Source organism: Sphingobium sp., assembly GCF_035511395.1.
In the GTDB taxonomy this organism is placed as follows: domain Bacteria; phylum Pseudomonadota; class Alphaproteobacteria; order Sphingomonadales; family Sphingomonadaceae; genus Sphingobium.
Genome location: NZ_DATKFP010000075.1, coordinates 21,324 through 32,091, shown reverse-complemented (window position 1 = coordinate 32,091; position 10,768 = coordinate 21,324). Strand labels below are relative to the sequence as shown.

Genomic DNA, 10,768 nt, shown 5'->3' with positions numbered 1-10,768 from the left:
GGATGAAGGTCCGCTCGCCATCGTCGCCGATATGGGACGGCCAGAGCGTCCGGTCGCCGGTCAGGCGATAGGCATGGGTCAGCCCGACCGGGACCGCGCTGATCGGCGGCGGAGGCGGCGGATAGTTGAAGCGCAGCCGATAAAGGGTCTGCGCATAGCTGGGCACCAGATCGAAATGATAGCTGCGCTCGGTGGTCGCCACCGTCATGTTGGTGGTGACACCGCCCTGCGCAGCCTTGACCACCAGCTGGTTGCCGGCCCGGTTCGCCGCCACCTGCCACACGCCGCTGTCGCCCACGGCGACGCTGGTGATCCGCTCGTCCGCCGCAAATTCGATCGTCAGCTGATAGCCTGCGGCGCATTCGATGCGAAATATCTGATCGGCCCGATAGTCGATCGTGCGCACGCGCGGGTCGACCGCAGCATCCTGTGCGATCACGGGCAAGGCTCCGGTCATCGCCCCCATCGACACCAGCGCTGCGAGCCTGTGGATAACTCTCATAACTCCACCGGCGCGGCTTGCGGGCGTGGAGCCGGGATGACGACGCGACCGGGCGACGGGACGCCTGCGGGCATCTGTGACGCAGACGGCGCGGCAGCCGGCGTCGGCGCGGGTTCGGGAGGAAGCGCCTCCGCACTGACCGCATAGCTCTGCACCTGGAAGCCGAGCGGGTTCACATAGCGATCCTCCACCGACATCGGCGCGTTGGAATAGCCATAGCGCACGACCGTCACCCAGGGCTGCGCCGCCGCCGCCGGCCGTCCCGCATCCTGTCGCACCGTGTCGAAGCGGACCAGCGCGCTGTTGGGGCCGATGGTCGATATGCTCTTCACCCGCACGCTGACGATGCTGCTGCGTGGATAGAGGACGAGCGGACTGCGCGGGTTGGACGCCGGCATCTGCGCCAGATAGGCCGCTCGCGCCTGCCCCGTCGACCAGAGCGCGACCTTGCGATAATTGGCCTGCAACCCATTGATATCGAAGCTCTCCCGCCCGATCACATATTGCACCAGGAAGGACTGGGTCAGCGCCGCCTTGCTGGACAGGAGCTGCGGTTCCAGCGGCTTGAGCGCCTGGACATAGCCGGTCTGCCGGTCGACCATCAGCGTATAGGGTTCGACCTGCTTCAGCGGCACCAGCAGCACCAGCGCCAGCGCCTCCAGCAGCGCGACCGCGACGGCGACGATCGCCACGATCCAGGCGGTGCGGCGGGACGATCGCAGGGCGTCGGTCCGATCCTCGGACCAGCTGCGCGCTTGCTCGAAATAGGTGTCGAGCGGTTCCTTGGTGGCGGCTGTCATGATGCTCTGTCTCTGCGTCGCGCGGTGGCCGACATGCGGGTTCCGACCCGGCGGGGGGCGATGGCGGTGCGCGGGGCGATGCCGTCCGGCGCGGCGCCGCCGATACCGGGCGTCACGCGGCCCGATGCCGTCGCCGCGCCGGACATCGCCGGCCCGGTCTCCCGCCGCTGCGTGGCGGCAATCGCATCGACGATCGCGGCCGCGCGGGATCGGTCCTCGGACGCGCCTGCACCGCCGCGCGCGACGCTGGTGAAGGCCCGCTCGCTGCTCTCGTGCGCGCTGAACCGCTCCTGCAACCGCGTCGCCATGCCTTCGGGCAGGCGCAGGCTCCAGGCGACCCGGCCCGTCCCGATCAGGATCGTCGCCAGCACCAGCGCGAACACGATCGCGCCCGCCAGCAATTGCGCCGCCGCGCCGGGGATGGGCTGCTGGGCGGCGCGCTGCGCCAGAAGATCGGTCAGCCATGGCTCGAACAGCGCCAGCTGCACGCCGAACACCAGCATCGCGCCGACCATGCCCATCAGCACGCCCATCAGCACGCGGAGCCAACCGACGAACCAGCCGCGCGTCGCGTCGAACAGCAGGAAGGCGATGAAGAAGGGGCCAAGCGCCAGCAATAGCCCGGCCAGCAGTTGCAACCCGGCAAAGGCCGCCATCACCTGCACCAGGAAGACGACCCGCGCCGCGCCGACCGCGAAGGTGTCGAAGCCGCCGAACAGTGGCGGCGGTACGCGCGAGATCAGAGGATCGGGGCGCGGCCCCACCCCCTCGATCGCCAGCGCCTCCAGCCCGTTGTTCAGCCCGTCGAGCCGCCCGACCAGCCCGCCCTCGCTTCCCGGCACGCCCGATGCCGGGCCGATCGCGGCGGCGATCTGCGCCGGCGCGTAGAAGATCATGTCGTATGCGAGCGTGCGATAGCCCTGCCAGCCCGTCGCCAGCGCCAGCACCGCGCCGATCTTGACCAGCGCCAGCACCCCGGCCCTGATTCCCGGCACTTCCCCCAGCAACATGCGATAGCCGATCAGTGCGACGAAGATCGTCAGCATCGCCGTCAGGCTGATCGATGCGATCGATCCCGGCGCGGCGAGTGCGGCATAGCCCTGCGCGCCCAATGTCCGTGCCTGGCAATCGGTGAAGGCCAGGAAATTCTGGAGATAGCCGCTATCGAGCGGATAATAGGGGCACGCCATCAGGCCCGCTCCAGCAACAGGTCGAGCCATGTCGCCGGGTCGTCGCCCCGCTCGGCCCGAATCTCGTCGAGCAGCCGTACTGTCCGCTCGCGCCCGGACAGGATCGTCAGCAAATCGCGCTCGCCCGACAGGTTCAGCCGCACGACCACGCTTTCGGCGCCATGGCGGATCAGGAAGCAATGGGCGCTGTCGGGCAGGGTGCGGATCAGTTCGAACTCATGCGCCGAAAGGCCGAAGCCTTCCATATAATCCTCGGCCCGCGCGCGTGGATTGGCCATGAATATCTGGGTCGCGGCCTGTTCGATTATGGCGCTGGCGATGCGGCTTTCCAGCGCATCCTGCGCGCTCTGCGTGGCGAAGCCGACGATGCCGTTGCGCTTGCGGATCGTCTTTTCCCAATCCTTGATCCGGCGGACGAACACATCGTCGTCCAATGCCTTCCATCCTTCGTCGACGACAATGATCGCGGCGGTGCCGTCCAGCCGTTCCTCGACCCGGTGGAACAGATACATCATCGCCGGCGTGCGCAGCGCGGCATCGTCGAGGATCTGGGTCATGTCGAACCCGACCGCCTCGGCATCGATATCGGTGCGATCCTCCTCATTGTCGAACAGCCAGGCGCGCTCGCCATCGCCGCACCAGGGTGCAATGCGCGATCGCAGGTCGCCCGGCGTCGGCCGGCTGCTGCCACGGAACAGCTCGACCAGATAGCGCAACCGGCGATGCTGGGGCGGTTGCTGGAAATTGGCGTCGACGGCATCGCGGATGCGCTCGGCCTCCTCCACGTCCACGCCGCCCGCCAGTTGCGCCAGCCAGTCGATCAGGAATTGCCGGTTGGCCGGCGTGTCGGGCAGCAGCAGCGGGTTCAGGCCCGCGCCCGTTCCCGGCCGCAGCACGTCATAGCTGCCCCCGATCGCGCGGATGAACAGTTCCGCACCACGATCCTTGTCGAAGAAGATGATCCGCGGCGCGAATTTGCGCGCCTGCGCCAGCAGGAAGTTGAGCACGACCGTCTTGCCCGATCCCGACGGGCCGATGATCGTGAAATTGCCCAGGTCGCCCTGATGGAAGTTGAAGAAATAGGGACCGGCGGCGGTTGTCTCCAGCAGGGTGACGGCGTTGCCCCAATGATTGCCATGGGGCTGGCCGACCGGGAAATTATGTCCGCTCGCAAGGCCGGCGAAATTGCCGGTCGACACCAGAGCCGGGCGGGCGATGAACTTGAAATTGCCGGGGAATTGCGCCCAGAAGGCGGGTTCCAGCGCCATTTCCTCGCGCACGCTGATGATGCCCAGCTCCGCCAGCGCGGCCTGCACCTCCGACACGCCCGCGTCGACGGCGGCAGGCGTGTCGCCATGCACCGCGACGGTCATGTGGTGCTCGCCAAAGGCCGATCGCCCGGCCGCGACTTCATCCTTCGCCTGGGCAAGGTCGCCGCGCAGGCTCACCGCCTCATCCTCGGCCGACCGCATCCGCCGCAGCGCCAGGTTCATCCGTCCCAGCGCCGCCTGCCGTTCGACGAAGCCGAAGGACTGGGACATGGTGAGTTCGAAGGGCAGGCGCAGCAGTTCGTCGAACATGCCCGGACTGGTCTGCGCCGGATAATCCTTGATCGACACGATGCCGGTGAAGGACCGGCCCAGATGACCCGCCGCGCCCAGTTCGACCGTTTCATGCCCGAAGCTGACCCGGCGATAGGGCAGATATTCGGCGATATCCTGAAAGGGCAGCCGCACCGGCCGCTCTTCCCGGTTGTAGAGCATCGACAGGAATTCCAGCGGCTCCGAACAGGGGCCGTTGTCCGTGTCGTAGATGTGCAGCAGTTGCGGTTCGTAACTGCCCAGCGCCGCCATCAGCGCGTCGCGCGCCGTGTCCAGTTCGCGCAGGTCGCGCGCCATCAGAGCGTCGCTGTCCCGGTCGGCGCGACCCAGCGCCTCGCGCGCGCGGTCCAGCCAGCCGACCTTGCCGCGCAGCGGACGCCGCACCAATGTCAGATAGAGGTCATTCACATAAAGGCGGCGCGACGCCAGCCGGTCCCGCCAGGCCGCGTCCACCCGCGCCGAAAAGCCGTCGCGATAGTCGCCGTCCAGCCCGGCCTCCACCGTGCGGCGGATGATATGATGATAGAGGGCGAAGCGGGACGATCCGATCGCCTGCAACATCGCGTCGCGCAGATGCTTGCGATAGTTGATCTCGTCCGTATCCGCCGTCTCGAACAACAGGCCGCGCAGGCGGATCACCTGCATCAGATGGCCGCTGCGCGTCTCGATCGTGGCGCGATCGACATGCCGGCCATAGGGCAGATGGCGGCCGGCCGGCGCTTCGCGGTCGATGACCCGGCGGTCGCGGGTCAGGGCCGGTAGGAGTTGCATTTCCAGATCGCATGGTTCCGCACGCGCGGGCATCGGCTTACCCGCACCAGCCACAGGTCGAAGAAGCGCGGCTCGCGCAGGCACAGCAGCACGCCGGCGGCATGGACCAGCAGGGCAGCGGCGATCGCCCAGACGGAGCGGAAGATCAGGAACAGCTCGGTCGCGATGATCGCGTTCGCCACGAAGTAGCTGTAGGTCACGCCCGCGAACATCTGCGGGCGCGTCAATGCGGTGAACAGCGGATCGCGGCTGACACCCTCCACTTTATCGTTCTCCCGCCATTTACTGGCCAAGTCCGGCGGTCGACTGGATGCCGGCCACGATGCTGGCCGCGCCGAACAGGATGAAGCAGCCCAGAATCACCGTCGCGCCATAGCGCCAGTTGATGCGGCCGGTCAGCATCAGGAAGCCGACCGAGGCGACCGCGATCACCGCGACGACGGTGGCGATGGTGCCCAGCAACGTCCCCTCGATCCAGCGGACGGCGTTCAGGATCGGTCCCGAACCCGCCGGATCGCCATAATCCTGCGCCATGGCGGCGGTCGACCGGATCAGCGCGAGGATCGCGCCTGCCCCGCTCGCCAAGCGATGCACATATTTCATGATGACCATATCCCCCTTCGGACCGGCAACGATGATAGCGTGCTCCGGCCCGAAAGCTAGGCCAAAGCCAATGACTTGTTCTTTGAGTGCGCGACGGCCGGACCTGTATCGGTCGCCTCCGTCCATGTCATTCAAGTCCCTAACATTCAATTTCTTTTCGCTTTCCTTAAGCAATGTCTGTGATAACAGGATGCCGTGCTGGGGAGCATGGGGGAAAGCTTTGCCACATATGGCCGATTGGCGACGTCATTGGGATGAGGCGGGTTTTTTTCTGCCTTTGACGGCATCGTCCGTGTCGTTTTTCCCTGCGCGCCGGTCATGACCATGGCCGGCGGCCCCGTCGCGATCGGCGGTATCGGCGGCAGTGGCACGCGCGTGGTCGCTGCGCTGCTCCAGCGGCTGGGCCATCATATCGGGTCGGACCTCAATCAGGCGCTGGACAATCTCTGGTTTACCCTGCTCTTCAAGCGACGGGACATCCTGCTGGAAACTAGTCGCGACCTGGCCTGGCTGTGCGAGCAGTTCTGGCTGCGGATGAGCGGCGTGCCTGCTCTCGACGCGACATCTGTCGATCGTATCGCGCGCCTTGCCGCGACGGGCCGGGCGCAGCATGATGCGGCATGGCTGGGGCAGCGGTTGCAGTCCTGGCAAGACGCGCCGCCGAGGGCCGGCGGGCCATGGGGCTGGAAGGAACCGAACAGCCACATCCTCATCGACCGCATGTTCGATCTGCGTCCGGACCTGCGCTATATTCACGTCCTGCGTAACCCGCTCGACATGGCGCTCAGTCGGAACCAGAATCAGCTCAATCTCTGGGGACCGGTCCTGTTGGATCGTCCGATCACGGCGGGTCCGCGCGACTCCCTCAGCTATGGCTGCGCGGTGGCCCGGCGGATCAGGCGCATATTGGACGATCATCCCGGCCGCGTCTGCCTGATCGATTTCGAACAGCTTTGCAGTGATCCGCAAGTGGCTGCTCGACAGGTGGCCGACTTTGTCGGAGCGCCTCTCGACGAAGCCTGTCTCCGTTGGTTTTCGGATCTGGTCGCGCACGGCGCGCCCGCGATCGGCCGGCACAAATGCATTCCGCCGGATATCTTCGCGCCGGACGACCTGCATTTCGTCACGACCCTTGGCTATGTCACGGAATGAACGCTGCAATCATCGTTAAATCTATATCATGGTAAACAAGAAAAAATCCGTTTCGCACTCAATTGTAGATAAATTACGTATAAATAATAAGCGCATAATTCTGCAAATGGATATATGAGCCGGATCGAGGCAGTTCATGATTCGCCGACATGATCACTGTTCGCGAGCGATGGATTTTGCGACGCACGCAGTGATTGTGGAATGGGCAGAGGGATCACGCGTGTCATGGCCGGCGCCTTTGCTGATCACCTTGATGGATGGAGGGCTGAAATGAAAAATTTGAAGACCAGGTTCATGGCGGCGACGCTGGGCGCGGCGGCGCTGTTTTCACTCGCCGGGGCGCAGCCTGCCGCTGCGCAATCGGAACCCTATATCGGTCAGCTCACGCTCTTCACCTATAATTTCTGCCCGAACGGGTGGGCGGAGGCCAGCGGCCAGATCATGTCCATCGCGCAGAATACCGCTCTCTTCTCGCTGCTCGGCACCACCTATGGCGGCAATGGCATGACGACGTTCGCCCTGCCCGACCTGCGCGGGCGCGCACCGATTCATGTCGGACAGGGGCCGGGTCTGTCCAATTATGACCTTGGTCAGACCGGCGGCACTGAAAGTACCACGCTCAACGTGAACAACATGCCGGCCCATAATCACTCGATCGCGGCGACCAACCTGCCTGGAAACAAGGGAGGCCCCGGCGGCAAGCTGCTCGCATCGGACGCGACCCTGAACAAATATTCCGACACGCCGACCCCCAACGTCATCATGAACTCGCAGATGGTGGGCGTGACCGGCGGCAGCCAGCCGTTCAGCATCCGTGATCCCTATCTCGCCATGCGCTGGTGCATCGCTCTTTCCGGCATCTATCCTTCGCGCCCCTGATCGGAAGGGGCGTGGCCTGGCGGTGATCGGGCAAATCGGCCCGTCAGGCGGCATTTCCGACATTTCACGCACTGATTCAGCGGTACGACCGCAACAGAGGGACATATGAACAAACTGCTTGGAAAATTGCTTCTGGCGCTCGGGATATTCCTGGTCGCGCCCATCACGGCCGCTCATGCACAGGCAACGCGCACCTGGGTGTCCGGTGTCGGTGACGATGCGAACCCGTGCAGCCGCACCGCGCCTTGCAAGACCTTTGCCGGCGCCATTTCCAAGACGGCGGCGGGCGGTGAGATCAACGCGATCGATCCGGGCGGCTTCGGGGCCGTCACCGTCACCAAGTCGATCACGATCCGGGCCGACGGCGTCGAGGCGGGCATTTTGGCGTCGGGTTCCAACGGCGTCATCATCAATGCGGCGCCGACCGACCGTATCGTGCTTGAAGGGCTCGATATTGATGGAGGCACGCCATCGGTGCCTGGCCTGGATGGTGTTCGGATCCTTGGTGCCGGTGAAGTCATCATCAACGATTGCGTCATCCGCAACTTCATCAACCCAAGTTCGGGGGCAGGGGTAAACATCAATTCCGCGTCGAAGGTGCGGGTGACGATCGCCGACACTGTCATCAACAATAATCTCTACGGCGTCCTTATCCCCGCCAACGCGACGAACGACTCGCATCTCAAGATGTTCGACACGCTGCTGGTGGCCAACAGCACGGCGGGCCTCAGTGTCGCCGGATCGGGGAACGACGCCCTCATTTCCGGCAACAAGTTCATCGGTCCCAAGTCGCTGGAAATCCTGACCAGCGGCAAGATCACCTCCTATGGTGACAATATCCTGACCAGCGGCAGCGCGCCGACCGCCACGCTCCCGCGCGGCTGATTGCGTCACTCTCGGGCCGCCTGCGTGTTTCGGTGCGGGCGGCCTCTATGTCGAGGCGATGACGGGATAGCGGATTTGCGATCCCGTCAGCCGGGCCAGCAATTCCATCTCATCCTTCAACTGGGCGTGGACGAACGTCCTGTCTGCCTCGCCCGGTGCAGAAGGATAGGCGACGGCCGGTCGCTGATGCGCGCGGACCGCCGGAATGGATGGAAAGCGGGCAATATTCAGAAAACCGCTGATCCGTTCCAGCACCGCATCCTGTTCGCGAGCCAGATCCTCGGCCGTCAGCAGCAGCAACTGATCGACCGGAAACAAAGACTGCACGCGCCGCAACTGGCTACCGTAGCGGCCCCTGCCGACATAGCTGAAATATCGCCGGTCCCTGGAGCCAAGCGGCAGCCCGACCAGCCGTTCTTGTTCTTCCCTGATCGCATCGGCGAACGGCAGCGTCTCGCGGCCGCGGGCATATTGCATGCACCAATGTGACCAGGCCCGTTCGAAGGGGTCGCGGAACAGTAGGATCAGCCTGGCGTCCGGATTATAGCGCTTCAGCCGCTCCATCGATTGCGGCCAGAAACAATAGATGGGCGTGACCTCGAACCGAAGCCCATCCCCGCTACCGGCATAATAGCGATCCAGATCGCCATAGCTGGGCGTACCCCAGTCGCGACGCTCATCGTCGAAGAAATGCAATTCCTTGCGGCTGGGCGCAGCGAGGTCCGGGTTGCGGCCGAGCATTTCGAAAAGACTTGTCGTGCCTGCTTTCTGGACGCCAACCACGAAACAGTCGATTTTCTTCGTCATCGCGTCCCCCGCCGACGGCCATTCTGCATGACATTGGAAGAAGAAGGCGTCCAGGCAAACCGCAAAAGCAAAATAGCGGACATTATTTTGAAACCGCTCGTCAATATCACCGATTGACAGGGAGAAGTCGGGCCAACTGGGCCGACCGACCGGAGCGCCGTGTCCGACACGAAGGTTGCTGGCCCCGCACGGCGGGCGGAGCATCGCTCCGCCCGCTACACCGGATGACGCGGGATGGCGTCAGCCATCAAGGAAAAATGGTGTCGCTTACCGGTCGGCCTTTTCCCGCGCGGCAAGTTGGCGCGCGGCCGTCGCGGCGGCGTCGGCGGCGGTGACGATGCCGTCCTTGTCATTATCCTGCTCGGCAAAGGCACGCGCGCCCGATGCGTCATATTCGGCCTGGGTCATCTTGCCGTCCTTGTCCTTGTCCAGCACGCCGAAACGGACATGGGCCTGGCGCATCTGGCGCTGGCGTTCTTCGGTCTTCTTGTCCTCGCTGCGGTCGGATACGGCGAGCTGCTGCTCCAGCCGGGCATGATATTCGCCGACATATTCCTCTGCCGACAGCCAGCCGTCGCCATTGGCATCGCTCGCCTTGAAGCGGGCGACGCGACCGGCGTCGAATTCGGCGCGCGTGACCTGACCGTCATGGTCGGCGTCATAGTCGTGGATGAACGCCGACCCCTCATGCGGGGCAGCCACGGCGGAGCCGGCGATCGAAAGCAGGGCGACGGCGAGGGGCAGATGGATTTTCATAATGTCTCCGAAGAAAGGCAACGTGGCGATCAGGCCGCGTCGAATGTCAGCGTGTAGGTGTAGCTGCGATAGGGCGTCTCGGACCCGGCCGGCGCGGTGCCGCGATGGCGCACCAGGATCAGATAGGTGCCGGCATCCTCGGGCTTCAGGCTGAACTGCCCATCGGCGCCGCTCTTCACCTGCGCCACCACCTTGCGCCCGTCATGGATGCCGGCGCTGCGGAACAGGGTGATGTCGGCTTGTGGAAGCGGCTTGCCGTCGAACAGCAGCGCGAAGCTGGCGTCCGATCCGGCGACGATGCCGTTGGGATGGGTGATCGCCCGGATTTCCAGCGCCTTGCCCAGCGGTTTCAGCGCCGCATCGGTCGGCTTGCCGCGCGTCACATAGGCGTCCGCCAGCGTCATGCTCTGCACATCGACCTGCTCGGCATTGGCGGGCGGCTCGCCGCCTTCGCCGCGCATCTTCCATTCGCTGCCTTGCCTGAACATCTTGCCCTTGCGCCCGGCGCGCTGGCCGCTGGTGACGCGATAGGTGCCGTCGGCGGGCACCGCCGCCTCGAAGACACTGAGGTCGCGCAAATGGGTGACGGGACCGGTGGGCAACTGCGCCCCGTCCGGGCCGACCAGATGGAAAGGCGCGTCGCGCATCGCGACTTCGGGCAGGAAGGCGTCTTCGGCGAAGGCCGCTTCAACGGTGACATGGTCGCCCTTGCCCAGATCGAACAGGGTCGGGAGTACATAGGGCATGTGCGCCTGCGCAGCGGAAGCGCCGAGGAGGGGCAGCAGCAGGGCCGCGGAACGGAATCGCGTTGGTTTCATAAAG

At 64.8% G+C, this 10,768-nt stretch carries 12 protein-coding genes; 3 read left to right on the top strand and 9 right to left on the bottom strand.

The window, feature by feature from the left end:
- The 6 genes from VMR39_RS04555 to VMR39_RS04530 form a co-directional block, all read right to left on the bottom strand.
- The coding region (locus VMR39_RS04555; RefSeq protein ID WP_325414800.1) for a TrbG/VirB9 family P-type conjugative transfer protein at positions 1 to 502 on the bottom strand (502 nt) is incomplete at its 3' end.
- A complete protein-coding gene (locus VMR39_RS04550) occupies positions 499 to 1,302 on the bottom strand; it encodes a type IV secretion system protein (protein WP_325414798.1) in 804 nt (267 codons plus the stop codon). The genes VMR39_RS04555 and VMR39_RS04550, both read right to left, overlap by 4 nt.
- A complete protein-coding gene (locus tag VMR39_RS04545) occupies positions 1,299 to 2,492 on the bottom strand; it encodes a type IV secretion system protein (RefSeq protein ID WP_325414796.1) in 1,194 nt (397 codons plus the stop codon). Before VMR39_RS04545 ends, VMR39_RS04550 begins: the two co-directional genes overlap by 4 nt.
- Positions 2,492 to 4,864: a VirB4 family type IV secretion/conjugal transfer ATPase gene (locus tag VMR39_RS04540; protein WP_325414794.1), complete on the bottom strand. Its 2,373-nt coding sequence runs from the start codon at positions 4,862 to 4,864 to the stop codon at positions 2,492 to 2,494. The genes VMR39_RS04545 and VMR39_RS04540 overlap by 1 nt, the downstream gene beginning before the upstream one ends.
- Positions 4,843 to 5,076 (bottom strand): type IV secretion system protein VirB3, encoded by a 234-nt coding sequence (locus VMR39_RS04535; RefSeq protein ID WP_414712458.1) that lies wholly within the window; start codon positions 5,074 to 5,076, stop codon positions 4,843 to 4,845. The genes VMR39_RS04540 and VMR39_RS04535 overlap by 22 nt, the downstream gene beginning before the upstream one ends.
- Before the next feature lie 70 nt (positions 5,077 to 5,146).
- Positions 5,147 to 5,467, bottom strand: a complete 321-nt coding sequence (locus VMR39_RS04530) for a TrbC/VirB2 family protein (RefSeq protein ID WP_325414790.1) — start codon at positions 5,465 to 5,467, stop codon at positions 5,147 to 5,149.
- A gap of 318 nt (positions 5,468 to 5,785) precedes the next feature.
- Here VMR39_RS04530 and VMR39_RS04525 point away from each other — a divergent pair, with 318 nt between their 5' ends.
- The 3 genes from VMR39_RS04525 to VMR39_RS04515 all read left to right on the top strand — a co-directional run bounded on the left by VMR39_RS04525 (position 5,786) and on the right by VMR39_RS04515 (position 8,383).
- Positions 5,786 to 6,619 carry a sulfotransferase gene (locus VMR39_RS04525; RefSeq protein ID WP_325414787.1) on the top strand — a complete coding sequence of 278 codons (834 nt, stop codon included), beginning with the start codon at positions 5,786 to 5,788 and terminating at the stop codon, positions 6,617 to 6,619.
- A gap of 270 nt (positions 6,620 to 6,889) precedes the next feature.
- Complete coding sequence (locus tag VMR39_RS04520) at positions 6,890 to 7,498, top strand: phage tail protein (RefSeq protein ID WP_325414785.1); 609 nt, start codon at positions 6,890 to 6,892, stop codon at positions 7,496 to 7,498.
- Positions 7,499 to 7,603: 105 nt separating this feature from the next.
- Positions 7,604 to 8,383 (top strand): right-handed parallel beta-helix repeat-containing protein, encoded by a 780-nt coding sequence (locus VMR39_RS04515; protein ID WP_325414783.1) that lies wholly within the window; start codon positions 7,604 to 7,606, stop codon positions 8,381 to 8,383.
- A 45-nt stretch (positions 8,384 to 8,428) separates the two neighbouring features.
- Here VMR39_RS04515 and VMR39_RS04510 read toward each other — a convergent pair whose 3' ends face one another.
- The 3 genes from VMR39_RS04510 to VMR39_RS04500 all read right to left on the bottom strand — a co-directional run bounded on the left by VMR39_RS04510 (position 8,429) and on the right by VMR39_RS04500 (position 10,764).
- Complete coding sequence (locus tag VMR39_RS04510) at positions 8,429 to 9,190, bottom strand: sulfotransferase (protein ID WP_325414781.1); 762 nt, start codon at positions 9,188 to 9,190, stop codon at positions 8,429 to 8,431.
- Positions 9,191 to 9,457: 267 nt separating this feature from the next.
- A complete protein-coding gene (locus tag VMR39_RS04505) occupies positions 9,458 to 9,946 on the bottom strand; it encodes a hypothetical protein (RefSeq protein WP_325414779.1) in 489 nt (162 codons plus the stop codon).
- 29 nt (positions 9,947 to 9,975) lie between these two features.
- Entirely contained in the window at positions 9,976 to 10,764 is a 789-nt protein-coding gene (locus tag VMR39_RS04500; RefSeq protein WP_325414777.1) for a DUF4198 domain-containing protein, read from the bottom strand.
- Positions 10,765 to 10,768: the final 4 nt, after the last annotated feature.

Bases quoted from the DNA above. Each gene is read 5' to 3' on its own strand.
- VMR39_RS04530 (WP_325414790.1), bottom strand. From the start codon at position 5,467: ATGAAATATGTGCATCGCTTGGCGAGCGGGGCAGGCGCGATCCTCGCG.
- VMR39_RS04515 (WP_325414783.1), top strand. From the start codon at position 7,604: ATGAACAAACTGCTTGGAAAATTGCTTCTGGCGCTCGGGATATTCCTG.
- VMR39_RS04520 (WP_325414785.1), top strand. From the start codon at position 6,890: ATGAAAAATTTGAAGACCAGGTTCATGGCGGCGACGCTGGGCGCGGCG.
- VMR39_RS04540 (WP_325414794.1), bottom strand. From the start codon at position 4,864: ATGCAACTCCTACCGGCCCTGACCCGCGACCGCCGGGTCATCGACCGC.
- VMR39_RS04545 (WP_325414796.1), bottom strand. From the start codon at position 2,492: ATGGCGTGCCCCTATTATCCGCTCGATAGCGGCTATCTCCAGAATTTC.
- VMR39_RS04505 (WP_325414779.1), bottom strand. From the start codon at position 9,946: ATGAAAATCCATCTGCCCCTCGCCGTCGCCCTGCTTTCGATCGCCGGC.
- VMR39_RS04510 (WP_325414781.1), bottom strand. From the start codon at position 9,190: ATGACGAAGAAAATCGACTGTTTCGTGGTTGGCGTCCAGAAAGCAGGC.
- VMR39_RS04525 (WP_325414787.1), top strand. From the start codon at position 5,786: ATGACCATGGCCGGCGGCCCCGTCGCGATCGGCGGTATCGGCGGCAGT.
- VMR39_RS04500 (WP_325414777.1), bottom strand. From the start codon at position 10,764: ATGAAACCAACGCGATTCCGTTCCGCGGCCCTGCTGCTGCCCCTCCTC.
- VMR39_RS04550 (WP_325414798.1), bottom strand. From the start codon at position 1,302: ATGACAGCCGCCACCAAGGAACCGCTCGACACCTATTTCGAGCAAGCG.
- VMR39_RS04535 (WP_414712458.1), bottom strand. From the start codon at position 5,076: ATGTTCGCGGGCGTGACCTACAGCTACTTCGTGGCGAACGCGATCATC.